Source organism: Lentzea sp. (assembly GCF_036380075.1).
Classification (GTDB): Bacteria; Actinomycetota; Actinomycetes; order Mycobacteriales; family Pseudonocardiaceae; genus Lentzea.
This window is the reverse complement of record NZ_DASVFL010000332.1, coordinates 15,768-40,000: the sequence shown is the minus strand read 5'-3', so window position 1 is coordinate 40,000 and position 24,233 is coordinate 15,768. Positions and strand designations below refer to the sequence as shown.

The 24,233-nt window shown below is 73.3% G+C and carries 25 protein-coding genes; 9 read left to right on the top strand and 16 right to left on the bottom strand.

The features are described from left to right. Nucleotides 1-2: 2 nt before the first annotated feature. The 3 genes from VF330_RS35305 to VF330_RS35295 all read right to left on the bottom strand — a co-directional run bounded on the left by VF330_RS35305 (nt 3) and on the right by VF330_RS35295 (nt 2,089). Nucleotides 3-674 (bottom strand): DUF4166 domain-containing protein, encoded by a 672-nt coding sequence (locus VF330_RS35305; protein ID WP_330856074.1) that lies wholly within the window; start codon nt 672-674, stop codon nt 3-5. Beyond that, a complete protein-coding gene (locus VF330_RS35300) occupies nt 671-1,381 on the bottom strand; it encodes a hypothetical protein (RefSeq protein ID WP_330856073.1) in 711 nt (236 codons plus the stop codon). Before VF330_RS35300 ends, VF330_RS35305 begins: the two co-directional genes overlap by 4 nt. A gap of 72 nt (nt 1,382-1,453) precedes the next feature. After that, nucleotides 1,454-2,089, bottom strand: coding sequence for a TetR/AcrR family transcriptional regulator (locus VF330_RS35295; RefSeq protein WP_330856072.1), 636 nt, complete (start codon nt 2,087-2,089; stop codon nt 1,454-1,456). Nucleotides 2,090-2,180: 91 nt separating this feature from the next. Here VF330_RS35295 and VF330_RS35290 point away from each other — a divergent pair, with 91 nt between their 5' ends. Together VF330_RS35290 and VF330_RS35285 are read left to right on the top strand one after the other, a co-directional pair. Next, the gene (locus VF330_RS35290) at nt 2,181-2,504 is read left to right on the top strand and encodes a hypothetical protein (protein ID WP_330856071.1); all 324 of its coding nucleotides are present in this window, start codon (nt 2,181-2,183) and stop codon (nt 2,502-2,504) included. A gap of 116 nt (nt 2,505-2,620) precedes the next feature. Beyond that, nucleotides 2,621-3,211 carry a TetR family transcriptional regulator gene (locus VF330_RS35285; RefSeq protein WP_330856070.1) on the top strand — a complete coding sequence of 197 codons (591 nt, stop codon included), beginning with the start codon at nt 2,621-2,623 and terminating at the stop codon, nt 3,209-3,211. A gap of 9 nt (nt 3,212-3,220) precedes the next feature. Here the strand turns inward: VF330_RS35285 and VF330_RS35280 are convergent, their stop codons facing one another. Next, on the bottom strand, nt 3,221-4,087 hold the full coding sequence (locus VF330_RS35280; protein WP_330856069.1) for a helix-turn-helix transcriptional regulator: 867 nt from the start codon (nt 4,085-4,087) through the stop codon (nt 3,221-3,223). Between the two features lie 88 nt (nt 4,088-4,175). Then, the gene (locus VF330_RS35275; protein ID WP_330856068.1) at nt 4,176-5,249 is read right to left on the bottom strand and encodes an alcohol dehydrogenase catalytic domain-containing protein; all 1,074 of its coding nucleotides are present in this window, start codon (nt 5,247-5,249) and stop codon (nt 4,176-4,178) included. A gap of 91 nt (nt 5,250-5,340) precedes the next feature. On the opposite strand from VF330_RS35275, the gene VF330_RS35270 reads away from it, so the two are divergent. Next, nucleotides 5,341-6,237, top strand: a complete 897-nt coding sequence (locus tag VF330_RS35270) for a LysR family transcriptional regulator (protein WP_330856067.1) — start codon at nt 5,341-5,343, stop codon at nt 6,235-6,237. Between the two features lies 1 nt (nt 6,238). Here VF330_RS35270 and VF330_RS35265 read toward each other — a convergent pair whose 3' ends face one another. From VF330_RS35265 to VF330_RS35240, 6 genes are all read right to left on the bottom strand, one after another. After that, nucleotides 6,239-6,655, bottom strand: coding sequence for a GreA/GreB family elongation factor (locus tag VF330_RS35265; RefSeq protein WP_330856066.1), 417 nt, complete (start codon nt 6,653-6,655; stop codon nt 6,239-6,241). Nucleotides 6,656-6,775: 120 nt separating this feature from the next. Then, complete coding sequence (locus VF330_RS35260; RefSeq protein ID WP_330856065.1) at nt 6,776-6,940, bottom strand: hypothetical protein; 165 nt, start codon at nt 6,938-6,940, stop codon at nt 6,776-6,778. Next, nucleotides 6,937-8,196: an NAD(P)/FAD-dependent oxidoreductase gene (locus VF330_RS35255; RefSeq protein WP_330856064.1), complete on the bottom strand. Its 1,260-nt coding sequence runs from the start codon at nt 8,194-8,196 to the stop codon at nt 6,937-6,939. The genes VF330_RS35260 and VF330_RS35255 overlap by 4 nt, the downstream gene beginning before the upstream one ends. An 85-nt stretch (nt 8,197-8,281) precedes the next feature. Then, nucleotides 8,282-9,829, bottom strand: coding sequence for a helix-turn-helix domain-containing protein (locus tag VF330_RS35250; protein WP_330856063.1), 1,548 nt, complete (start codon nt 9,827-9,829; stop codon nt 8,282-8,284). Between the two features lie 24 nt (nt 9,830-9,853). Continuing rightward, on the bottom strand, nt 9,854-10,831 hold the full coding sequence (locus VF330_RS35245; RefSeq protein WP_330856062.1) for an NADPH:quinone reductase: 978 nt from the start codon (nt 10,829-10,831) through the stop codon (nt 9,854-9,856). Between the two features lie 22 nt (nt 10,832-10,853). Then, complete coding sequence (locus tag VF330_RS35240; RefSeq protein WP_414675528.1) at nt 10,854-11,516, bottom strand: NADPH-dependent F420 reductase; 663 nt, start codon at nt 11,514-11,516, stop codon at nt 10,854-10,856. Nucleotides 11,517-11,560: 44 nt separating this feature from the next. Here VF330_RS35240 and VF330_RS35235 point away from each other — a divergent pair, with 44 nt between their 5' ends. Next, a complete protein-coding gene (locus tag VF330_RS35235; protein ID WP_330856060.1) occupies nt 11,561-12,061 on the top strand; it encodes a MarR family winged helix-turn-helix transcriptional regulator in 501 nt (166 codons plus the stop codon). Between the two features lie 115 nt (nt 12,062-12,176). Here the strand turns inward: VF330_RS35235 and VF330_RS35230 are convergent, their stop codons facing one another. Further along, entirely contained in the window at nt 12,177-14,147 is a 1,971-nt protein-coding gene (locus VF330_RS35230) for a S8 family serine peptidase (RefSeq protein WP_330856059.1), read from the bottom strand. 131 nt (nt 14,148-14,278) lie between these two features. Between VF330_RS35230 and VF330_RS35225 the strand changes: the two genes are divergently transcribed. Beyond that, on the top strand, nt 14,279-16,714 hold the full coding sequence (locus VF330_RS35225) for an ATP-binding protein (RefSeq protein ID WP_330856058.1): 2,436 nt from the start codon (nt 14,279-14,281) through the stop codon (nt 16,712-16,714). Here VF330_RS35225 and VF330_RS35220 read toward each other — a convergent pair. Next, the gene (locus tag VF330_RS35220) at nt 16,699-18,720 is read right to left on the bottom strand and encodes an MGH1-like glycoside hydrolase domain-containing protein (RefSeq protein ID WP_330856057.1); all 2,022 of its coding nucleotides are present in this window, start codon (nt 18,718-18,720) and stop codon (nt 16,699-16,701) included. The two genes, VF330_RS35225 and VF330_RS35220, sit on opposite strands and share 16 nt — an antisense overlap. Before the next feature lie 236 nt (nt 18,721-18,956). Between VF330_RS35220 and VF330_RS35215 the strand changes: the two genes are divergently transcribed. Further along, on the top strand, nt 18,957-20,132 hold the full coding sequence (locus VF330_RS35215) for a thiolase family protein (protein WP_330856056.1): 1,176 nt from the start codon (nt 18,957-18,959) through the stop codon (nt 20,130-20,132). Nucleotides 20,133-20,154: 22 nt separating this feature from the next. Here VF330_RS35215 and VF330_RS35210 read toward each other — a convergent pair whose 3' ends face one another. Further along, nucleotides 20,155-20,655 (bottom strand): helix-turn-helix domain-containing protein, encoded by a 501-nt coding sequence (locus VF330_RS35210; protein ID WP_330856055.1) that lies wholly within the window; start codon nt 20,653-20,655, stop codon nt 20,155-20,157. Nucleotides 20,656-20,739: 84 nt separating this feature from the next. Further along, nucleotides 20,740-21,894: an epoxide hydrolase family protein gene (locus VF330_RS35205; protein WP_330856054.1), complete on the bottom strand. Its 1,155-nt coding sequence runs from the start codon at nt 21,892-21,894 to the stop codon at nt 20,740-20,742. Nucleotides 21,895-21,956: 62 nt separating this feature from the next. On the opposite strand from VF330_RS35205, the gene VF330_RS35200 reads away from it, so the two are divergent. Next, nucleotides 21,957-22,529, top strand: a complete 573-nt coding sequence (locus VF330_RS35200; RefSeq protein WP_330856053.1) for a helix-turn-helix domain-containing protein — start codon at nt 21,957-21,959, stop codon at nt 22,527-22,529. A gap of 48 nt (nt 22,530-22,577) precedes the next feature. Further along, nucleotides 22,578-23,084, top strand: coding sequence for a mycothiol transferase (locus VF330_RS35195; RefSeq protein WP_330856092.1), 507 nt, complete (start codon nt 22,578-22,580; stop codon nt 23,082-23,084). Here VF330_RS35195 and VF330_RS35190 read toward each other — a convergent pair. Further along, on the bottom strand, nt 23,081-23,569 hold the full coding sequence (locus VF330_RS35190; protein ID WP_330856052.1) for a MarR family winged helix-turn-helix transcriptional regulator: 489 nt from the start codon (nt 23,567-23,569) through the stop codon (nt 23,081-23,083). The two genes, VF330_RS35195 and VF330_RS35190, sit on opposite strands and share 4 nt — an antisense overlap. A gap of 100 nt (nt 23,570-23,669) precedes the next feature. Between VF330_RS35190 and VF330_RS35185 the strand changes: the two genes are divergently transcribed. Then, complete coding sequence (locus tag VF330_RS35185) at nt 23,670-24,233, top strand: NAD(P)H-dependent oxidoreductase (RefSeq protein WP_330856051.1); 564 nt, start codon at nt 23,670-23,672, stop codon at nt 24,231-24,233.

Genomic DNA, 24,233 nt, shown 5'->3' with positions numbered 1-24,233 from the left:
GGTCAGACCCTCGCCTGCTCCCGCACCGGCCGGATCGCCTCCGGCACCGGTTCGCCGCGGGGGTAGGAGCAGGTGAACGTGCCGTGGTAGCCGAAGAGCGGCCCGAACCGGTGGTTGGAGACCTCGACGTCGATGCGGAACCGGCCGATCTCGTCGTCGTAGGACTCGCGGACCACGGCGGTGCCGGTCACCAGGCCGGGGATGCGGAAGTGCAGCGGGCCCTCGTGGAAGCGCTGCTCGCCGCTGCGGATCACGAGCGCGCCGCGGTCGTCCACGGACAGGTCGAGGTCGACGGCGACGTGCTGGTGCGTGCCCAGGTAGTCGACGACGGAGCGCCGTTCGGGGCTGTAGATCATCGTGGCGTCCCAGCGCCGGGGGCGGTCGAGGTCGAAGGTGCGGACGAACGTCACCGTCTCCCTGCCCAGCGAGTCGCGGTAGGGGTAGTTCTCGATGGTGAAGGGGATGTTCTCGCCCTGCCCCGGCAGGAGGATGTGGCGCTGGGCGCCGAGCCACAGGAACGGCCGGGTGAAGCCGCGCCCGTGCCAGACCCGGTCCATCACGCCCGTGCCGACGCAGGCGACGCCGTCGTCGCTGGCGAAGCCGAACCGGCGGCGCAGCCGCGGGTGCAGCCGGGCGAAGTCGTCGCCGAGGGCGCGCTGGAAGATCGAGGTCATGAGAGCTCCAAGGTGGACAGGGTCGCCGGTGCGGTCGCGGAACGCCGGTCGGGCGGGGTCCGCCGGCACCTCCTGGCGGCCGGGGTGGTCGGAGAGGGCGGAACCAGCAGGGCGCCGGCGGTGACGGCGGCGGCGAGCACGGCAGGGCCGGTCCACCACGCCACGGCGCAGGCGGCGGCTCGCGTCCCGACGTCCAGCAGCGCCCGCCGCAACGACGCCTCGGGCGGCACGCCGCGTTCGAGCCACAGCCGCAGCCGGTCGAACGACCAGGCCGTCCCCCATCCCATGAGCAGCCGGAACGGGCGGTCGGCCAGCGCGCCCAGCCGGCCCCAGCCGGGTTCGTAGTCGTAGCCGGTGAGGAACCGGACGCCCGCGCCGGTCGGCACGTAGCGCCAGTAGCCCGCGCCCGAGCGGATCAACGACAACGGGTGCTCCGACGCGAACCGCAGCGCCGAGGTCCGGGAGCCGTCGGGCCTGGTGCGCTCGCCGGCGCTGACGCCGGTCCCGTCCACCTCGAGCCCCGGCAGGACGCGGACCGCGTACCGGAAGCGCTGTTCCGCGTCCGGTGCCGCCTTCGGCAGGTAGTCGATCCGGGTGAACCGGAGGTCCCACCGCTGGTGCGGGCCCGGCTCCTGGGTCCGCCGCCACACCTCGTCGAGGTCGGCGCGGATCACGGTCTCCACGTACAGCGCTCGTCGCCGCGGCACAGGACCTCCTCGTGTTTGAGCAAGTGCTCAAACACGAGGGTAGACGGATTTGAGCAGTTGCTCAAACCTTTCCTAGCGGTTCTTCTTGCTCGTCCTGCGGAGCTTGGCGCGCAGGGCTCGGTGGGCGACGGGTCCGAGGTCGTCGACCACCTCGACGAGCACCGCCAGCCGGTCGAGCGAGTCGAGCGCCGCCCGCGCCCCGTCCGGGTCGACGCCCTCGTACAGCTCCAGCCCGATGAACCCGGCGCTCACGGCCCGCGCGAGACCGGCCGTGTCGACCAGCTCGGACACCGGGGAACCGGCGAGCAACCTCGTCAGGGCGCGCTCGATCGGCGTGATCCACAGCTGCAGCGACTCCGCGGTGGCGTGGGCGAGCGCGGGGTCGGTCTGGGCTCCGGCCAGCAGCTGGGCCAGCACCATGACGTTGCCCTGGGCGCGTTCCCCCGCGTGCAGGTCACGGCCGAGGGCGAGGAGCTGGCGCAGGTCGGTGACCTGGTCGAGCCGCTCCGCGAAGGGCTCGACCCTGGCCCGCGTGGCGGCGAGGCAGGCGGCCTGGAGCAGGTCGTGGACGGTGCCGAAGTGGTAGAAGACCAGCGCCTGGTTGACCCCGGCGGTGGCCGCGATGCTGCGGGCCGTGGTCCCGGTCAGACCGTGCGTGCGGATGGTCTCGATCGCGCCGTCGATCAGGCGCTGTCGGGTGTCGGCCACGCCACCACCGTAGAGGCACGCTCCGGCCGTCCGGTGTGCACAGGGGACTCCCCGCCCGTTTTCCCATTGCGCCGACGGGTACTCGGCCGCCATGGACAGCACCGAGATCCGGGACACGACGACGATGCAGGCCGACGCGGACATCGTGCTCAACACCGCGGCGGACCGGTCGCAGGAGACCTCGTGGCTGCCGGACCGGCTGCGCGGCTGCGAGCTCGACCTGGACGCCGAGGGACGCACGATCCGCTGGGTGCGCGACGACGAGCAGCAGGGCCGCCTGACCGCGCGGCCGAGCGGCGCGGGTTCGAGCGAGGTCGAGCTGCTCACCTCCCGGGAGGCCGCGGACGACGACAGCCTGCGGGTGGCGTTGCGCGCTCTGGAGGCCGCGGTCGCGGAGAAGCTCACCGCGGGGTGATGGCCCGGTGTCGGCACGGACGCGGGCAGGCTGTTCCGCCCCGGTCGAACCCCGGACCCGCATCACCGGCCGAAGGGCAGCACACCGTACCGCACACTGTGCGGTACGGTGGCGCGATGAGCGTCGGCAAACGTGAGCAGATCCTGCGCGCCGCAGTGGACCTGGCGAAGGCGCAGGGACTGGCGGCGCTGAGCGTGCGGGCGGTGGCCGCCGCCGCGGGCGTGGGAGCGACGACGCTGCGCAACTACTTCCCCTCGCAGACCGCCCTGCACCAGGCGGTGGCCGCGGAGCTCGTCACGGTCACGCTGGAGGACGGGGACATCGCGGACGCGTCCCGGCCGCCGGCCGAGCGCCTCGCGGACCGCCTCGACCAGTTCCTGCCGCTTCCCGGGCAGGTGGAGACCTCGCTGCAGGGGTGGCTCGAGTACTACCGGCTGTCGTTCGGCCCCGAGGCGAGCACGGCGACGGCGGAGCTCCTGCACTCCGGCCGGCGGGCGTCCGCCGAGGTGCTCACCCGCTGGCTCGGCGTCCTCGCCGCCGAGGGACGGGTCGCCGAGGACGCGGTCGACGACCACGTGACCAGACTGCTCGTGGTCGTCGACGGCATCCACCTGACGATGCTCACCGACCCCGACCGCCTGGACCTCGACGGCGCGAAGCGCCTGCTCCGCGAGCACGCGAAGACTCTTCTGTCCCCACAGGCGTGACGAACCGTCTCAAGTGGACCGGATCTTCTTCTCCGGCAGCTCGACGGCGGGCGGGTACTCGGCGGCGAGGGTGCCCAGCAGGGCGAGCGCCTGCCGCGTGGCGTCGTCCTCGGCGTGGTAGACGATCAGCTGCTGGTCCGCGATCCCGTTGGCGGTCACCGTGTCGTAGCTCAGGTTGAGCTCGCCGACCTCGTGGTGCAGGAACTGCTTGAACTCGCGCCGCTTCGGCCGCACCTCGTGCCGCGCCCACAGGGTGCGGAACTCCCCGCTGCGCACGGAGAGCTGACCGACCAGCTCGTTCAGGCGGGGGTCGTCCTGGTGGACACCGGCGGAGGCGCGGAGCGCGGCCACCGACGAGCGGGCGACCCGGTCCCAGTTCCCGTACAGCTCGCGGGCGGCGGGGTGCAGGAAGACGAAGCGGACGAGGTTGGTCTCGCCCTCGTCGAGCATGCGGGCGAGCAGGGCCCTGCCCAGCCCGTTGGTGGCGAGGACGTCCATCCGGTGCCCGATCACCAGCACCGGCACGTGGTTCCAACCCTCCGCCAGGCGCAGCAGGACCGGCTCCGCCCGGTCGGCGGCGCGGCGGCGGCTCCTCGCCGGCGTCGCGCGGGCCAGGCGCCGGAGGTGCGCGGTCTCGTCGGCGTCGAGGTTCAGCGTCCTGGCCAGGGCGTGCAGCACCTGGTCGGACGGATGCCGTTCGCGTCCCTGCTCCAGGCGGGCGTAGTAGTCGGTGCTGACGCCGGAGAGCAGGGCCACCTCCTCCCGGCGCAGACCTGGTGTCCTGCGCCGGGAGTCCGGTTCGACGCCGGCCCGGTCCGGGCTCGTCCGTTCCCGGCGAGCCCGCAAGAAGGCGCCCAGTGCGTTGCGCGTTTCCACGGGCTCGACGCTAGCTCGCGCGGGGGTGGGCCTGCCTGGTCACGTCACACCCACCCTCACCGGCGACGCCGCGGACCAGGTGCCGGTCTCAGCGGACGGCGGGTGTGAGAACGGTGCGGTCGAACGGACCGCCGTGCGCCGCCGCGTGGCGGACGGCTTCGTTGACCTCGCCGAGGCCGAACGTGGTGAAGCGCTCGGCGTCGAGGTCCAGCGCGCCCGCGGCGACCAGGCGGATCATGCCCGCGTTCGCGGTTCGCGGGTACATCCACTGCCCGCGCACGGTGACCGAGTTGCGCATGATCCACGGGTAGGGCAGCGCCAGGTCGGCGCCGCCGAGCATGCCGACGCCGCCCATCAGCACGACCCGCCCGTACTCGCGCACGGTCATGGCCGCCGCGCGTGCCACCGAGCTGGGTGCCTGCGGTGGCAGCAGGTCGAGGACCATGTCGACAGTGCGGACGCTCATCGCCGCGCGGTCGGCGTCCTCGTCGCCGGTGAGCTCGATCGGGGTCACCCGCGTGCCGAACCGGTCCGCGAGCAGGTCGAGCACGGCGCGGTTGCGGCCGGGCACGACCACGTGCCCGGCGCCCATGGCGAGGGCGACGGCGACCGCGCTGCTGCCGAGGGTGCCGGTGGCGCCGCTGACGAGCAGCGTCTCCCCCGCTTCGAGGCCGCCGGCGAGCAGGCCGCCGTAGGGGATGGTGTGCACGCTGAGCGCGGACCACCGCACGGGATCGGCTGATTCGGGCAGCGGGTGCACGTTCTCGGTGGGCACCCGCATGAGCTCGGCGAACGAGCCGTCGTGCAGGTGCCGGGCCAGTCGTGCGCCGCCCTCGCCGCGCGAGCTCCAGCCCTGCAGGGTGATGTCCGGTGTCAAGGCGTCGTCGCGGGCGCGGACGGTGCAGTCGCACCACACCAGGTCGCCCTCGCGCAGTTTCGTCGCGTCAGGACCCACGGAAACGATGCGGCCGATGCCGCCCACACCGGGGATGACCGGCAGTTCGAGCGGGTAGCGCCGTTCGCCGCTGAACACCTCGTCCGCGTACGGGGGCACGCAGGTCGCGAGGACCTCGACCACCACCTCGCCGCCGCGGTTCCGCGGATCGGGCACGTCCCGCACGGCGAGCGGAGAGCCGAACGCCGTCAAAGTTGCTGCTAGCACTGAAGAACTCCTGTCTGGTCACCCTTCACGCTAGGAGCGGTTCCGGCATGCGGGAAGCGAAGATCTGGCATCTCTGGTATGCGTGGTCGGCATGGACGTGTCGAGCGCGAACCTGCGCGTGCTGTGCCAGATCTCCGAGTCGGGCAGCTTCACCGCGGCCGCCGCGCAGCTGGGTTACACGCAGTCGGCGGTCTCCCGGCAGGCGGTCGCGCTCGAACGCGGCGCGGGCGTCACCCTGTTCGAACGGCGGCAGGACGGGGTGCGGCTCACCCCGGCGGGACTGACGTTGCTGCGCCACGCCAGGACGATCCTCGCGTCCGTCGACGCCGCGGGCAGGGACCTGTCCGGCGACCCGCGCGCCGAGGTGGTGCGGCTGGGCGTGATCCTGAGCGCGGGCCCGGTGGTGCTGCCCGCCGCGCTGGCACGGCTCACCGCGGCGGCGCCGTGGATCCGGGTCACCACGCGGGAGGGCACCACCCCCGGTCTGGCGCGGGCGTTGCGCACCGGCTCGATCGACCTCGCCGTGCTGACGTCCCGCCCGCCGCACCGGCCGCCGGACGGCGAGTCGCCGCGGCTGCACGTCACGACCGTCCAGGACGTGGAGCTCCTCGTCGCGGCGTCCGCCACCGGAACGTTCGCCGGGCGCACGTCGGTCCACGTCGACGAACTGGTCGACGCGCCGTGGATCTCCACGCCCGGCACGACCTCCGAGCCGCTGCTCGGGGTCTGGCCGGGCCTGCCGGGCCGGCCCCGGATCGTCCACAGCGCACGGGACTGGCTGACGAAGCTGCACCTGGTCGCCGGCGGCTTCGGCGTCACCACGGTCCCCGAGCAGCTGACGCCCGTGCTGCCGGACGGCGTGAGCACCCTGCGGGTCCAGGGCGCGCCGCCGGAGGTCCGCCGGGTGCTGGTCGCACGGCTGCCCGGTCCGGTCTCCCCGGCGGTCGCGGCGGTCACCGAGGCGATCGCGGCGACCGTCCGGCAGTGAGCTACGCCAGGCTCCCGTAGGGCACGGCGTTGAGCAGCGTGACGGACATCGTCGTGCCGCCGGGGGTCCGGTAGGCGCGCTGCTCGCCCCGGCGGGCGCCGAGCAGGGCCGCACCCAGCGGGGAGTCCGGCGAGTAGACCTCGACCGCGCCGTGCTCGGCACCGCGGGCGCCGAGCAGGAACGTCTCGGTCTCGCCGGTGTCGTCGAAGCGGACGGTGAGCACCATGCCGGGTTCCGCGACGCCGTCGTCGGGCGGGTCCTCCCCCACGATCGCGTTCGTGAGGAGCTCGTTGATCTTCCGGATCCGCGCGCCGTCCTGGTCGCCGCGGTGGGACCGCGCGAGCAGCGCCGTGAGCTCGTTGCGCAGCCGGTGGTGCGCCTGCGGTGACAGCCACACGCGCGGGGTCGTGCTCGTCATGATGCCTCCAGGGCACGAGTAGGTGCCGCCAGGACGGTGTGGAGGGAGGTACCGCCCTGACGGCGGGGGCGTCCGTGCGAGCCGGGTTCGGCCCTCGACCCGCGCGGACAGGGGAAGAGGTCAGCAGGGGCGGCGCAGCAGCGCGTCGAAGTCGTGCGCATAGCCGGACGCCACGTCCAGGAGGAGGTCGCGCTGCACGCGGAGGAACTCGTTCTCCTTGCGCAGCCACGACAGCTCGGCGCGTTCGTCGCCGGTCAGCGGGGCACCGGCGGGGTCGGCGGTCACCGGAGCGGGTCGAGCTCGCGCAGGGCACCGGGCTGTTTGCCGGTGGTGACCTGCTCGGCCAGCAGCCGCCCGGTGACGGGTCCGTGCGCGAGACCCCACATGCCGTGCCCGCCCGCGACGTAGACGCCCGGCGTCCGGGTCGCGCCGACGAGCGCCCTGCCGTCCGGGGTGACCGGGCGCGGACCGACCCAGACGTCGGTGCGGCCCTCCCAGTCCACGCCGGCCAGCAGCGGCCGGGCCGAGGAGATGATCGAGGCGATCCGCGCCTCGTCCAGCGGCGCGTCCGGGTCGCGGAACTCCATCGTGCCCGCGACCCGCAGACCACCCCGGTAGGGCGTGCACGCGACGCGCACCTCCGGCAGGTAGACCGGGCCGGGGACGGGCCTGTCCACGGGCACCGTGAACGAGTAGCCACGGCCGGCGCGGACCGGTGTGCGGACACCCGCCCGTGCCGCCAGTGCGGGCAGCCAGGCGCCGGTGGCCAGCACCGCCACGTCGGCGGAGAGGGCGGTGCCGTCCTGTGCCTTCACGGTGACGCCACCGCGTTCGGCGAGGACGTCGGCCACCTCGAAGGACCGGACGGTGGCACCGCGGGCGACCACCGCACGTCCCAGCGACTGCACGAACCCGCCGGGGTCGACGAACCGCTGCCCGTCGATGCGCACACCTGCCGTGAGTGAGTCTGATGCGAGGGGAACCTGCTCGACCAGGTCCGCTGTGGACAGTCGGGCGTACTCGACCCGTTGTCCCGCTTCGGCGAGCCGGTCCAGCTCCCGCACGAGGCCCTGCGCCAGGGCGGGAGTGGTGAAGGCAGCGGTGATCGGCGCGTCGACGGTGGACGCGTCGACGCCGTTGGCGGTGAGCACGTCGTACGCCTCGACGCACTCGTCGTTGAGGGGCAGGTTCGCCTTCACCGCCCTGGTCCACGACGGCCACCGGCACTGCGCGGCGAAGCGCACGAGGAACGACCAGAGCCGCGGATCGGCGGTCAGCGGCACGTGCAGCGGCGCGGCCGGGTCGAGCAGGGCCCGCAGCCCGTAGCGCAGCACCGCCGGTTCGTTGAGCGGGATCGCGAGACCGGGTGCGATCCACCCGGCGTTGCCCCAGGACGCCCCCGCCGCCACACCCGTGCGGTCGACGACGGTCACGTCCACGCCGCGTTCCTGGAGGAACCACGCCGTGGACAGCCCCACGATGCCCGCTCCCACGACCACCGCCGTGCGCGGACCGCCGTCGAGGCGCTCGACGCCGCTCATCCCTGCCTCCTGTCCTCGGCGCTCCCGAAGCCAGGATGCGGTGGACAGGACCCGAACCGGATGTCCGGTTCCTACAACCGCGGGGTCACCGGTTGTCGGTTTCCGACACCGTCGCCGCGAGGTCGATCATCATCGCGACCCTCTTCGCGGGGTCGTCGAGGTCGAGGACGGTCACGTCGGCCATCTTCCGCAGCCGGTTGCGCACGGTGTTGCCGTGCACGCCGAGCCGTTCCCCCGCCGTCGCGAGGTCGCCCTGGGCCTCCAGCCACGCCCGCAGCGTCGCCACGTGGTCGGTGCCGTGCTCGCCGTCGTGCTTGCGCAGGTCCGCCACCGGTCCGCGCGCCGACGCCCGGCCGACGCGTGCGGCGGTGCGCAGGCGTTGGAGCAGGATCTCGTCCCACGACTCGTCGTAGGCGAGCGGCGCCGCGTCACCGGTCCGCATCTCGTGCAGCGCGAGGCACTCGTCCGCCTCCTGGCGCGCCGCGGGCAGGTCCGCGGGCTCGGCGACCGCGCTGATCCCCGCCGACACGGTGACGTCGCGGGGCAGTGCCGCTTCGAGCGCCGCCAGCCAGCTCCGCGCCGCGGCCACCCGTTCGCCGGGCAGGATCGTGTAGACGCCGGTGCCGGACAGCGCGCTGCGTCCCGGCCGCGACCAGCCGAACCCGGTCGTCGCCTGCTCGAACGCCAGCAGCACGGCCGCGTGCCGCTCGTCGCCGACGTGGGCGCGCACCGCGACCACCCTGGCCGGTCCCGGTGGCAGCCCGAGCTGGCTCAGCACGGTCGCGGCGTCCGCCGTCCCCTCCAGCAGCCGGATCACCCACTCGGACTCCACCTGTCGTTCCAGGTCGGCGCTGGCCCGTGACCGCAGCAGGTGCAACGCCACCGTCCGGGCGCCGTCGGTCAGCGCGGTGCGCCGGGCGCCCTCCACCGGCGCCGGGCACGCCACCCAGATCGCCCCGAGCAGCTCGCGGCCCACCCTGACCGCGACCACCACCCGCCCGGTCAGGCCGCGCGCGGGATCGCCCGCGACGAAGAGCGGTTCGTCGGACGCCGCCAGATGCGCCCGCACGCCCGCCGCGTCGAAGAACTCGCGCACCCCGGCCGGCACCTGGCGGCCCAGGATGGTCTCCCGCCGGGCCGCGTCGACCTCGTCCTGCGGACCCGAGTAGGCGAGCACGCGCGACAGCGGGTCCTCGATCGTGACCGCGCCTCCCGCGGCGGCCGCGAGGCTGTCGGCCAGCGCGAACAGGTCGGTGGGACCGCGCCCCGACTCCGTCTCCCTGCCCTCCAGCACGAGGCCGTAGACGACCCCCGCCAGCTGGCTCCACGACAGGGCCGGGTCCGCCAGCATCACCGCGACGCCCTCGGCCTCCCCCACCGCGACGGCGTCCGCCAACAGCTCCTCGCCGCCCCGCAGGAGCACGACGACCGCCCGTGCCGACGCCGCCGCACGCACGGCCTCCGCCACGGACCCGACGCCGACGGCGAGGTAGACGTCGCCGACCTCGGCGCGGTCGTCAGCGGCGTCCCGCAGCACCACGCCGCGCAGCTCCGCCGACCGCGACACCGGGCAGCAGCACAACCGAACCCCGTACCCACCCAGCACGTTGACCAGACGGTCCAGCCTCACCATGGACGACCACTCTGCCCCACGGCCTCAGGGCGGGGTGACGAGGACGCGGCCACCGCCGCCGGCGTCGACCCGCTCGTGGGCCGCGGCGATCTCGTCAAGGCCGAACACCTGCCCGACCCGGACGGTCAAGGCACCCGCGGCGGCAGCGGCGGTGAGGTCGCGTGCCGCGGCCCGTTTCGCGGCCGCCGGGAAGTCGTCGCTGCCGAACAGGCGCATCGTGACGTTCGCGAAGAGCAACGGCCAGAAGGGCAGCTCTGTGCGGTCCTCACGGGTGCCGTAGGCGGCGATGACCCCGTCCTGGGCGACCACGGCGACGTCGAGATCGGCGTTGTCGGACAGCGAAACCTCGACGATCCGGTGCACGCCGTCCGGTGCGTGGTCCCGGATCGCCTGTGCCGCAACGGGATCGTCGAGGGACACGGTGTGCGAGACGACCGCGGGGTCGACGAGATCGAGGTCCCGCACCTTCGTCACCGTTCCCAGCACGGTCGCGCCACCCCACCGCGCGAGCTGCGCGGCGAACGACCCGACACCGCCGAGCACGCCGTGCACCAGCACGGTCCGGCCGTCGACCGGTCCGTCGGCGAAGACCGTGCGGTGGGCGGTGATCCCAGGGATGCCGAGACTCGCACCCAGCTCGTCGCTCACGTGGTCCGGCAGCGGCACGGCCAGGTTCTCGGGCACGACCACGTACTGGGCGGCCGTGCCGAAGGCGCGATAGGACTGTGCGTTGTAGACCCACACGCGCTGTCCGACGCGGCTCCTGTCGACGCCCTCACCGACCGCGTCCACCACGCCCGCGGCGTCGCTGTGCGGGACGACGCGCGGGTACGGCATCGCGGAACCCAGCCAGCCACGTCGTTTCTTCGTGTCGCCGGGGTTCACGCCGGACAGCCGCACGGCGACCCGCACCTCCCCGGGTGCCGGTTCGGGGTCGGGCAGCTCTCCCAGCCGGAGAACGTCTCCGGCAGCACCCTGCCGGTCGTACCAGGACGCGAACACGACGCTCCTCCTCGGCCGGGGCTCAGGCCGTCGGTCCGGCGAGGCGCCAGCCGCTCTGCCACGTCCAGCCGTGGCGCGCGTTCAGGCTGATGTTCAGGAACGCGAGCTCCTCCAGCGACCGCGCCATCCGCAGGCTGCCCGCGTCGACCGGCCGGAAGCCCAGCGAGGCCAGCAGCTCCGCCGCGACCTGCTTGGCGGCGTCGTCGTCACCGGCGTAGTAGCCGTCGAGCGGCTGGCCGCCTTCGTTCGGCGCACCCAGGCGGGAGGCGAAGACCGTGTTGAACGCCTTCACGAGCTTCACGCCGGGAGCGCCGGCCGCCAGCTGCTCGGCGTGGCTGGTGCCGCCGGTCATGAGGTCGCTGAAGGTGTCGTTGAGCGGGTTGGTGGCGTCGAGGACGACCGCGCCCGCGTCCTCCACCTCGGCCAGCACGGTGGCCGCGACACCGGCGGGCACCGCCAGCACCACCACGTCGGCCCCCTGAGCCGCCTCGGCCGCCGTCGCCGCGGCCTTCCCGCCGACGTTCCCGGCGACCTTGACCGCGTTCTCCTCGTGCGCGGCGGCGACGGTGACGTCGTGGCCCGCGGCACTGGCGGCTCCGGCGAGGCCCGCCCCGACGTTGCCCGCACCGATGATCGCGACTCGCATGACAGCCTCCAAATAGTTCAAGTTTGAACTTTCTGTCACCGAGGCTAGGTGCGTTTGGTTCAAGCGTCAAGTAAATTGGGTCTGTGACCCCGGCCTCCGAGAACCCGCGCTGGCTGACCGCGGAGCAACGACTGGCGTGGCTCGACATGGTCCGCGTGCTGACCAGGCTGCCCGCGATCCTCGACGCGCAGCTCGAACGCGACGCCGGCCTGTCGTTCTTCGAGTACCACGTCCTGTCGATGCTCTCCGAGACGCCCGACCGGACCCTGCGCCTGAGCCGCCTCGCGCAGCTCACCAGCTCCTCGCTGTCGCGCCTGTCGAACGTCGTGAAGCGGCTGGAGAACCGGGGTCTGCTGCGCCGCGAGCCCGACCCCGACGACGGCCGTGCCAGCCGCGCGGTCCTCACGCCCGAGGGCTTGGCGTCCGTCGAGCTGGCCGCGTCCGGTCATGTCACGACGGTCCGCGAGCTGGTCGTGGACGCGCTCGACCCGGCCCAGCTCGACCAGCTGCGCACCGCCCACGAACGCATCCTCGAACGGCTGGACCCGGCCGCGGCGACGCGTCCCGAGTGGCTGGAGAGCTGACCCGCCGCGTGCGGGTGGAGACCGGACTGCGCTGAAGGTCCTGATCCGGCCCTGACGACGAAGGGCCGCCCCCCGGAGACGTTCCGGAGGCGGCCCTCGTCAGCCGGCCGCGGACCTACGACGCCAGCGGCTTGTCGCCTTGCACGCCCCAGGCGACGCTGAACTGGTCGCGCACGAACCACTGCCCCGTCGACGGGCGCCAGACCGCGAGGTCCCCGATCCCGTCGCCGTTGTAGTCACCGGGCACCGGGATGTCGCCCTGCTGACCCCACTGCTGCGAGAACTGGTCGCGCACGAACCACTGCCCGGTCGACGGACGCCACACGGTCAGATCCGTGCTGCCGTCGCCGGTGTAGTCGGCGGGCACCGGCAAGTCACCGCTCTGGCCCCACGGAATGGACACGACGGTGCCGAACGCCGCGACGTAGTGCCACGTTCCGGTCGACGGACGCCACACGGCCGGTTGCGCCGCGCCGCCGCCGTCGAAGTCGCCGGGCACCGGGATGTCGCCCTGCTGCCCCCACTGCCGCGTGAACTGGTTCTGCACGAACCACTGCCCGGTGGACGGGCGCCAGACCGCGACGTCGGTGATCTCGTCGCCGTTGTAGTCGGCCGGCACCGGGACGTCGCCCTGCTGGCCCCAGGCGACGGTGAACTGGCCGTTGACGAACCACTGCCCGGTCGACGGGCGCCACACCGCGACGTCGGTCCGGCCGTCCCCGTTGTAGTCACCGGGAACGGGGACGTCGCCCTGCTGGCCCCACTGCTGCGAGAACTGGTTGCGCACGAACCACTGGCCCGTCGACGGACGCCACACGGTGGTGTCCGTGGTCTGGTCGTCGTCGTAGTCGCCGTCCGGGCCGCCGAAGGTGAAGCGCGAGTTGAGCAGCGCGTTCGGCGAGCCGGGGCCCGCGTTCACCACGACGTCCTTCGTGGACTCGACGAGGACCATGTCGAACCAGACGCCGGTCGTCGAGGCGTTCGGGTGCCGTCCCAGGTACAGCGCGGCGACGCCGGCCGCGTGCGGTGCGGCCATCGACGTCCCGCTGAGCACCCTCGTGCCGGTGTCACTGGCGTTCGACAACGACGTGATGTCGTCGCCGGGCGCGAAGATGTCCACGCAGCTGCCGAAGTTGCTGCCCCCGCTCGACCAGTCGGTCGGCCGCACGTCGTCGCGGTCGGTCGCGCCGACGGTGATGGCGTTCGGCGTCCTGGCGGGCGAGGTGGCGCAGGCGTCGGTGTTCGAGTTGCCCGCCGCGACCGCGTACGTGACGCCGGACGCGATCGACGTCTCGACGGCGGCGTCCAGCGTCGCGCTGGCTCCGCCGCCGAGGCTCATGTTGGCGACGGCCGGGCGCACGGCGTGCTGCGTCACCCAGTCGACACCGCCGATGACGCTGGAGGTGCTGCCCGAACCGAAGCAGTTCAGCACCTTCACCGCGACCAGCCGCACGGACTTCGCGACGCCGTGCGTGCTGCCGCCGATGGTGCCCGCGACGTGCGTGCCGTGCCCGTTGCAGTCGGTGTTGTTGTTGTCCCCGGTGGTGTTGGTGCCCCAGCTCGCCCGGCCGCCGAAGTCGGTGTGCGTCGTGCGGATGCCCGTGTCGATCACGTACGCCCGCACGGAGCGGGCACCGGAACCGCTGGAGACGTACTGCCCGTTCGACCGGCCGCTGAGCTGGTCGAGCCGGTCCAGGCCCCACAGCGCCGACGGCGTCGGCTGGCTCGCCTCCGCGGTGACCTCGGCGTCCTGCTCGACGTAGGCGACCCGCGGGTCGGCCGCGATCCGCCTGGCCGTCGTCTCGCTCGCCCCGACGGAGAACCCGTGCACCGCGTGCTGCCAGGTCTCCCCCACGTCACCGCCACCGTTCCTGGTGACGACGTCGGCCGCGGTCTCGGCGGTCCGCGCCCTCTCGGAGGCGCCTTCCTCGAGCACCACGACGTACCGGCCGGCGATGGTCCTCGCTCCCGCGCCGACGCGGATCTCCCCCTCCGCGGCCGCCGCGGGCGTCGCCAGCCCCGCGGTCGCCGCCGCGACGGCGAGCACGAGCACCAGCCCGCGCCGCCGTCCTGATGTGTACGACAATTCCGTCTCCCCACGAAATCCCGTCCGCGGACCTGTCCCCCGACGTCCGTGGGAAGACGATGACGGCCGGCGAGAGGGGAAGCGAGCGCAACTCCCGGAGTTTCCGGTCAACTTCCGCTACGGTCGGCCCGGTGACGCCGGAGGGGTCCGCGAGCGCGTTCGCCGAGCTGCTGCGCCGCCACCGGGCGACCACGGGGCTGAGCCAGGTGGAACTGGCCAGGCTCAGCGGGATCAGCGACCGCGCGCTGCGGGATCTGGAGCAGGGCAGGCGGGTACCCCGGGCGCAGTCGGCGCGGCTGATGGCCACGGCGCTCGCGCTGGCGGGAGACGACCTCACCGCGTTCCTCGCCGCGGCACGGCCGCACTCGACGCCCGCACGGGCGGCGGTGGTGAGCACCGGCGGTGGCCTCCTCGGACGGTCGGACGAGCTGAGATCGTTGCTGGACCTCGTTCTCCTGGCACGGCACCGGATCGTCACGGTCACCGGACCGGCGGGCGCCGGCAAGTCGAGCCTCGCGGCCGAGCTGGCCGCGTTGCTGAGCGGCCGCACCGACCTCGTGGTGAGCACCCTGGACCTGTCCGCCGTCACCGACGTGGTCCTGGTCGGCGACCTGGTGGCGGACGCGCTGGGCTGCGGCCCGTCGCGGCTCGCCCCGGCGGACCGGGTGGCCGCGCACCTGGGCGACCGGCGGGTGGTGCTGGTGGTGGACCGGTTCGAGCAGCTCGTGGACGCCGCAGCCGACCTCGCCGCGCTGTCCCGCCGGTGCCCAGGGCTGACCGTGGTGGTCACGAGCCAGCGGCCGTTGCGGGTGCGCGACGAACGGGTGCTCCCGTTGGCGGGACTGCCTTCCCGGGCCGCGGCCGAGCTGTTCGCGCGGCGCGCCCGGCTGGACACCCCGCTGGACCCCGACGCCGAGGCGGCCGTCGAGACGATCTGCCACAGGGTGGAGAACCTCCCGCTCGCGATCGAGCTGGCGGCGGGCTGGGTGCGGCTGATGCGCCCGGCCGAGCTGGCCGAGCGGCTCACCCACCGGTTGCGGTACCTCACCGACGGGGACCGCGACCTGCCCGCGCGGCACCGGTCGTTGCGCGCCGCGGTCGAGGCGACGCTGGACCTCGTCACCGCCGGGGCACGCGCGGTGTTCGGCCGCCTGGGCGGGTTCGACGGCGGTGTCCGGCTGGCCGACCTCGAAGCGGTCTTCGGGCCCGCGCCGGCGGAGCTGACCGAGCTGGTCGACCTCAACCTCGTCCGGAGCACGCCGGACGGCGACTCGTCGCGCTACGCGTTGCCGGACATGGTCGCCGAGCTGGCGCAGGAGCACCTCGCCGCCTCGGACGAGTCCGAGGACGTCCGTGGGCGGATCTCCGTGCACTACCTGGAGGAGCTGCGGAACGGTGCGACGTTCGGCGCGCTCGACGCGGCCAACATCCGCGCCGCGGTGCGCTGGGCTGCCCGCGAGGACCGGGCCCGGCTCGACGCGGACACGTCGATGGCGCTGGTCCGGTTCTACGAGGCCACCGGGCGGCTCGGCGAGGGCGCGGAGCTGCTGAGCCAGGTGGGCGCGGGTGGTGTCCCGCCGCTGCTGGTCAGGTCGGGACAGCTGGCGGCGTTGCGCGGCGACCTCGGCGCGGCGGCCGGGGCGGCCCGGCGCGCGCTGGCGGCGACCGCGGAGGACGACCACGGCACGCGGACGGCCGCACTGAGCCTGCTCGGCATGGTGGCGGTGGAGCACGGGAAGCCCCGGGAGGCCTTGGCGCACCTGCGCACGGCGCTCGCCGCCGCGAAGCTCTCCGGTGACGACGCGACGCTCGGCCGTGTGCTCAACAACCTCTCGTCGGTGTCCGTCGAGCTCGGCCGCCCGCAGGACGCCTACCGGCAGCTGGAGTCCGCGCTGGCGGCCAAGAAGCGCGCCGGGACCGGGCCGGTCGACCTGGGCCGCACGCTGTTCAACCTCGCCTTCCTCGCCCTGGACCTGGGCCGGACCGCCACCGCGGTGAGCTGGGCGGCGAAAGCCGTGCCGCCGCTCACCGCCGGCGGCCACACGCTGCTGGCGGCCTTGACCGAGGCGACCGCGGCGCTGGCGCTGCTCGACACCGACCCCGTGGCGTCCTCGGCGGCCCTGCGGCGATCCGACCGCCTGCTCTCGGAGTCGTCGGGAGGCAACGGGAACGACCGCGTCGAGGCCACTGTCCGGCTGCGCGCCGGGGTGGTCCGGCACGCCCTGGGCGATCCGGCGGCGGCGTGGCGGGAGCTGGCCACCACCCTGCGGATCTCGTTGAACCACACGACCCGCGACCGCGACTCGGTGGCGGAGGCGCTGGACCTGCACGCGCGCCACCTCTGCGCACGTGACCCGGCGTCGGCGGCGGTGCTGCTGGGAGCGGCGGACCGCCTGCGGCGCAAGAAGATCACGCCGTTCGTGGCCGGCGTGCGGGAACGGGCCGTCGCGGTGGTGGCGGCGGCGCTCGGTCCTGAGCGGTGGACCGAGCGCCTCGACACCGGGCGCGGCCTCGACGACCCGGCCCTGGAGGACTTCGTCGCCGGGCTGGGTCAGGCCCCGCTGTAGCTGAGCCAGTCGAGGTTGATCCTGCCGTTGTCGCCCGAGCCGTAGGAGATCGTCACCACCGGGTCGCTGCCGCTCACCGGAACGCCGTCGAAAGTGACCGTGCCCCAGGCGTCCCAGCTGTCGGAGATCTTCGGGAAGCTCACCTGGCGCACGGCGCGCCCGTCGACCGACAGCGTCATCGTGCGGGAGTCGCTGTTGCCGTTGGCGTACCGCAGGGTGATCGAGCCGGTGCCCGGTGCCGCCGACGCGCGGTGCAGCGTGAACGACGACGCGGCGCCCTCGGCCCAGAGGCCGTCCACGAACGCGCGGCCGGAGTAGCCGGTGTGGTTGACGTTCGTCTTGACGCCGCCGGTGTTGCGGGCGTCCTCGGCGTCCAGGCGGCTCGGTGACGGGCAGCCGGCGACCCCTCCGCCGATGTCGGGGCAGCGGTCCTGCGCGTCGCCCAGGCCGTCGCCGTCGCGGTCGCCCGCGGCCGCGCCCGTCAGCGTGATCTCGACGGTGTGCGCGCCCTGGAGCGTCGCGGGGATCTCGGCGCGCGACGGCTGGCCGTCGAGCTTGACCGAGCCGATCGTGGTTCCCGCGCCGCGCAACGTGATCGTGAGATCGGCGCCGCGGTAGCGCAGGTTCTGCAGCGTGACGTCACCCCAGCCCGCGGGCAGGTTCGGCGCGAAGGTGAGCCCCTGCTGGCCGTAGCGCAGCCCGAACAGTCCGGTGTGGACCATGTCCAGGTACGCGGTGGCCGACCAGGTCTGGTCGGGTTCCGACCCCCAGTGGAACTTCACCGTGTCGCCGAGCCGCTGGTAGCCGCCGTCGACGACGCCGGTGCTGCCGTTGTAGATCTCCCAGAAGCCGCTGTTGTTGTTCGCGAGCTTCGCCAGGCGCGTCACCTCGGAGGCGAACAGGTTCTGGTTGCCCTGCCGTGCCAGCGCTTTGGCCCACAGGCCCTGCACGAGCGGCCAGACGATCGCGTTGTGGCGGCCGGGCTGCGCGTCGGAGTAGCGGTTCCAGTGCGGGAAGGTGTCGGGCATGCCCCACGTCATCGAGCGGGCGCGGCTGATGACGGACCGCGCCTGGTCCGGGTTCGCGATGTCGAACAGCAGCGCGAACGCGAGTCCGGCGCCCTCCTGGTAGGCGCCCTGGCTGCCGTCGGCGAGCAGCTGGTAGTTGTACAGGCCCGTCTGCGCGTTCCAGAAGTGGCGGTTGATCGCGGTCTTGAGCGCGGCGGCCTTCGTCCGGTACCCGGTGGCCTCCTGCGCCTGGCCCAGCCGCTCGGCCATGTTCGCCGCGTTGAGGTAGGCGGCGTGGTAGACCGCGTTGGTGCTCAGGTACATCCCGCTCGCGACGCCCGGCCACGGCATGCTGCCGGTGCTGACGGACTCGGTCGCGTCGGCGGGCGGCGCGGGGTAGCCGGCGATGCCGTCGTTGAAGAACGAGGCACCGGTGAACAGGCCGTAGGTGGCGTTGAAGCCCGCCGTGCCGGCGCGTTCCCTGATCGCGAGGGTGTTCTTGGCGGTGCGGTAGGCGTTGTCGAGGAACGCCAGGTCGCCGGTGACGAGGTAGTGGTTCCAGGCGGCGGTGAGCCACACGACCTGGTCCCACTGCTGGTCGTCCTGCTGCACCCGCAGCGCGCCGGCGGAGTCCTTGTCCACCACGGCCCACAGCGTGTTCCTCGCCAGCGCCGGGGCCAGCTGGCTGCCCGCGTTCCAGCTGTTGATCGACGCGTCGCGCGTCCACGGCTGCTGGTAGCCGCCGCCCGCGCGGAAGAACCCGGTGGCCGGGTCGAGCAGGCCGCTCTTGTTGTAGCGCGAGTCGTAGCCCAGTGCGTTGACGCGCAACAGGTTGTCCAGCGCGGCCGCGTACGGACTGCCGTAGAGGGCCTGGCTCAGCGGGCTGGCGAACCTCAGCGACGGCGTGGTGGCCGCTGTCGCCGGTGGGGCGCCGGCGACCACGCCGGACAGGGTCGTCAGGACCAGGAGAACACGACCGATCCGCCGCCGCAGACTCATTCCGCGCACCCTTTCCCGGCACCCGGACCCGACCGGAGCCGTGAGGGCAGTGCACCATGGAATCGCTCCCACGCAATCACCCGGTAACGATCCTGTCTTCTTCTGTCAGCGTTCCGACGCGCGTGGCTGTGACGACCCCCACCTCCGGAGCTGGCTTCACCCTGGCATTGCCAGCCCCCACCCTGGCTATAGTTGAGCAAAGTCAGGAACACGCCACCGCCGCGGGAGGATCCGCCATGAGCACCAGCGCCGTCGTCGTCGACGCCGTCCGCACGCCCCTCGCCCGGGGCAAGTCCGGCGGCGCCTACGCGGACGTCCACCCGGTCGACCTGCACAGCACCGTCCTCGCGGCGCTCGTCGACCGCACCGGCATCGACCCGGCCGCGGTCGACGACGTCATCAGCGGAGCCGTCGGCCAGGTCGGCGAGCAGTCCGGCAACACCGCCCGCTGGGCCGCGCTCGCGGCGGGGTTCCCCGAGTCGGTGCCCGGCGTGACGGTCGACCGGCAGTGCGGGTCGAGCCAGCAGGCACTGCACTTCGCCGCCCAGGGCGTCATCGCCGGCGCCTACGACGTGGTGATCGCGTCCGGCGTCGAGTCGATGAGCCGCGTCCCGATCGGGTCGCAGACGCTCGGCCGGGACTTCGCGGGCCCCAAGGTGCACGCGCGGTACGAGAACGGGCTCGTGCCCCAGGGGATCAGCGCCGAGCTCATCGCCCGGCGCTGGGACCTCTCCCGCGCCGAGCTCGACGAGTTCGCCGCCGAGTCGCACCGCAAGGCCGCCGCGGCGTGGAAGGACGGGCTCTTCGACGCGCAGGTGGCGCGCGTGACCGACCTGGGCGTGGACGAGACGATCCGGCCGGACACGACCACCGGCGTGTTGTCCGGGCTGCGGCCCGCGTTCCGCTCCGACCACTGGGCCGCGCGGTTCCCGGACCTGGACTGGCGCGTCACGGCCGGCAACTCCTCACCGGTCAACGACGGCGCCGCCGCGGTCATGGTGACCAGCGAGGAGGCGGCCGCCCGCCTGGGGCTCCGGCCGCGGGCGCGCCTGCACTCGTTCGCCGTCGTCGGCGACGACCCGGTGCTCATGCTCACCGGGATCATCCCCGCCACCCGCAAGGTCCTCGACCGCGCCGGGCTCGCGCTGCGGGACATCGACCTGTTCGAGGTGAACGAGGCGTTCGCCTCCGTCGTGCTGGCCTGGCAGGCGGAGACCGGCGCCGACCCCGCCAAGGTCAACGTCCACGGCGGCGCGCTCGCGATCGGCCACCCGCTCGGTGCTTCGGGCGCGCGCCTGATGACCACCCTGCTCGGCGGCCTGGAGCAGACCGGCGGCCGGTACGGGCTCCAGGTCATGTGCGAGGCGGGCGGGCTGGCCAACGCGACGATCGTCGAACGCCTCGACGCCTGACCGGGCACAGGCCGGGCTCGCCTCACCTCCCGCGAGCCCGGCCGCTCCCCCGCCGCCGGCTCACGCGCACCGCCACACCGTCCGTCCGCAACGACCGCGCCCCGGACGGACCGACCTGCGCGCTGACCGGTTCGCCGGTCTCCGCCGACACGACCTGGAGCGGACCGCCGTCCTCCTGGAGGTAGGCGTCTCCCCACTGCATCAGCGCGACGACCACCGGAAGCAGCGCCTCGCCCTTCTCGGTGAGCACGTACTCGTCCCGCGTCCGCGCGCCGGGCTCCCGGTAGGGCCGCTTCTCGAGCACCCCGGCCTCGACGAGCTCCTTCAGCCGTTTCGCGGCGACGGCCTCGGTGATGCCCACGCGCCGCACGAAACCCTCGAACCGGGTGGTGCCGTAGAAGGCCTCCCGCACCAGGAGCATCGCGGACTTCGTGCCGACGACCTCCAGCGCCAGCGCGACCGAGCACCGCTGCGGCTGCCACTCGTCCAACCTGGACAGTGGTCCCTGCATCTGCATGGGCATGCCGGAAGCCTACCCCTGGCTTGCCTCCGGCATACCCAGCCGAGCCCACCCCGGCAGGGCGCGGCACCCGTCACGGCCGGGTGGTCACCGCACGCCCGCGAACGTCGCCCGCACGTCGGCGACGAACTGCTCCGGCTGCTCCCAGGCGGCGAAGTGACCACCGCTCGCCGTCTGTCCGAAGTGGACCAGGTTGGAGTAGCGCTTCTCGGTCCAGCGGCGGGACTTCCGCACGACGTCCCGCGGGGTCATCGTGACGCCGGTGGGCAGGGCCAGCGGGGACTCCCGGCTGAACGGCGGCCGCCACCCCTCGCGGGTCAGCTCCCAGTAGAACCGGGCCGCCGTCACCGCGGAACCGGGCAGCCAGTACAGCGACAGGTTGTCCAGCAGCTCGTCGACGTCGAAGCTCGCCTCCGCGTCGCCGGGCGTGCCGCCCTGGTCCTGGAAGATGGCGTGCAGCCACGCGGCCAGCCCGGCCGGCGAGTCGGCCAGGGAGTAGCCGATCGTCTGCGGCTGGGTGCTCTGCAGGGCCGCGTAGGCGGACTGGTGGTGCCGGTAGCGCTCGGCGTCGTCGAGGGCGGCGCGTTCATCCGGGTCCGCCGCCGCGACCTCGTCCGGGGTCGGGTCGAACGTCAGCATGTTGAGGTGGATGCCGACGAGACCGGCCGCCCCGCGGTGGGCCAGCTCCTCGGTGACCGCGCTGCCGAGGTCGCCGCCCTGCGCGCCCCAGCGCTCGTACCCGAGGCGGGCCATGAGGGTCTCCCACGCCTTCGCGGTGCGGCCGACGCCCCAGCCGGGCTCGGCCGGTGCCGCGGAGAACCCGAAGCCGGGCAACGTCGGCAGCACCACGTGGAAGGCGTCGCGCGCGTGGCCGCCGTGCGCCTCGGGGTCGGTCAGCGGTCCGACCACGTGCCGGAACTCGAGGATCGAGCCAGGCCAGCCGTGCGTGAGCACCAGCGGCAACGCGTCCTCGTGCGGCGACCGGACGTGCGCGAAGTCGATGTCCAGGCCGTCGATCTCGGTGCGGAACAGACCCCAGCCGTTGAGCGTCCGTTCGGCCGCGCGCCAGTCGTGCCGCGTGCGCCAGTGCTCGGCCAACGCGCGGATCCGCGCGGTCTGCGGTCCCTGTTCGGTGCCCACGTCGGGGCCGTCGACGGGCCAGCGGGTGGCCGCGAGCCGCTGCCGCAGGTCGTCGAGGTCTTTCTCGGGAACGTCGAGCGTGAAGGGGCGAATCGGGTTCATGGCGTCCTCGGGAGCTCGATGAGTACTGATCCGTACACTTATCAGTACGGTACAGTACACATGTGCAAGCCCGCGGAGGAGCGCGACAGGACCAGATCCTCGCCGTCGTCACCGAGCTGATCTCCGAGATCGGTTACGAAGGACTGACCACCGACGTCGTCGTCGCCCGTGCGCAGACGTCGAAGACGACGCTGTACCGGTACTGGCCCGGCGGCCGGGCGGACCTGGTGGCCGCGGCCCTGCGCCGGGCCGCCGACTGCGCGCCCGCCGCGTTCGGCGCCACGGACAGCCTCACGGGCGACTTCGCGGCCTGCCTCGACTCGATGGTCGACACCCTCATCGGCACCCACGGCATCGCGTTGATCGAACTGCTCAACGCCGCCCGCCGCGACGACGAGCTGCGCGCGCAGATGCGGCGCCTGTTCGACGTGTCGTGCGACGAGAACGCGGCCGCGCTCACGCGGAACGCGGCCGGCCGCGGCACGAGCATCGACGAACAGCTCGTGCGGCGGGCGCTGGAGGTCGGGTTCGCCTGGACGCTGAACCAGCTCGTGTTCGACGGCGTCCCGCCGAGCGTGCAGGCGCGGCGGGAGTTCGCCGGGAACACCCTGCTGCGCCTGGCGGCGCCGCACTGACGGCGACTGGAACGCCCGGCGCGCGGGTAACCCCGGAGCATGAGCGAGATCAGCGCAACGGACGTGCTCCTGGACGGCTTCGACCGGGTCCGGCAGGCCGTCGAGGAGATCGTGGACGGCCTGTCCGCCGACCAGCTCACCCACCGGGTCGACGGAACCGCGAACTCGATCGCCTGGCTCGTCTGGCACCTCACCCGCGTGCAGGACGACCACGTCGCCGACCTGGCGGGCACCGGTCAGGCGTGGACCGACGAGGGCTGGGCCGACCGGTTCGCCCTGCCGCTGCCCGCCGGGGACACCGGCTACGGTCACGACTCCGAGCAGGTCTCGGCGGTCGCCGCGACCGCCGACCTGCTGGTGGCCTACCACCGGGCCGTGCACGAGCGCACCAAGGCCTACCTGGGTGACCTCAAGGCCACCGACCTGCCCGACGTGGTCGACGACGCGTGGGACCCGCCGGTGACGCGCGCCGTGCGGCTGGTCAGCGTGCTGGAGGACGACCTCCAGCACGCCGGGCAGGCGGCGTTCGCGCGCGGGCTGTTGCCGGAGGGCTAACCCGCCTCGGCGTCGATGCGGGCGAGCACCTTGGCGGAGATCCGCCGCAGGGCGCGAAGGTCGTCCGGTTCGAGGACGTCGACGAACAGGCCGAGCACCCGCGCCACGTGCGCGGGTGCCGCGCTCTCCAGGTGCGCGAAGCCCTCGGCGGTCAGCACCGCGCGGGTGTAGCGGCCGTTGTCCGGGTCCGGCTCGCGGTAGGCGAAGCCGCGCTTCTCCAGCCGGCCGACCAGGTGGGACAGGCGGGACAGCTCCGTGTTCGCCAGCAGGGCGAGCTCGCTGAGCCGCATGCGCCGCTCCGGCTGCTCGGACAGGTGAGCCAGCACGTGGTACTCGACGAAGCTGAGGTTCGAGTCCTGCTGCAGCTGCGACTCCAGGGCGGCGGGCAGGCGCTGCACGAGCTTCATGAAGCCGCGCCACGTCGCCAGCTCGTCGCCGGTCAGCCACCGCTGTTCGTCCACTTCGGACTTCCGTCTGGCGGGCATGGCCGGGCAGTCTACCGACCGGTCCCCTCACTTGAATCTTCAAGTCAGCGTCGCTACGCTCACTTGAAGATTCAAGTCAACCGGTTCCGGAGGCGGCACCATGAACGAGCTGAAGCTCGCGATCATCCTCGGCAGCACCCGTCCCGGTCGCAACGGTGCCGCGGTGGCGGACTGGGTGCTGACCAGGGCGAAGGAACGGGCGAACGCCGGCTACGAGCTGGTCGACCTGCTCGACCACCCGCTGCCGCACCTCGACGAGGCGTTGCCGGCCAGCACGGGCAGGTACTCCGGCGAGCACACGAAGGCCTGGTCGGCGACGATCGCGCGGTTCGACGGCTTCGTCTTCGTCACGCCCGAGTACAACCACTCCACGTCCGGCGTGCTGAAGAACGCGATCGACCACCTGTACGGCGAATGGAACAACAAGGCCGCCGCGTTCGTCTCCTACGGCTCGCTCGGCGGGGCGCGGGCGGTCGAGCACCTACGGGCGATCTCCAGCGAACTGCAGATCGCGCACGTCCGCCAGCAACTCTCGTTCTCGTTGCTGACCGACTTCGAGAACTTCTCGGTGTTCAAGCCCGCCGCCCGGCACGACGCCGCCGCCGAGGTGCTGTTCGACCAGCTCGAGTCGTGGGCCCGCGCTCTGAAGACCGTCCGGAGCTGA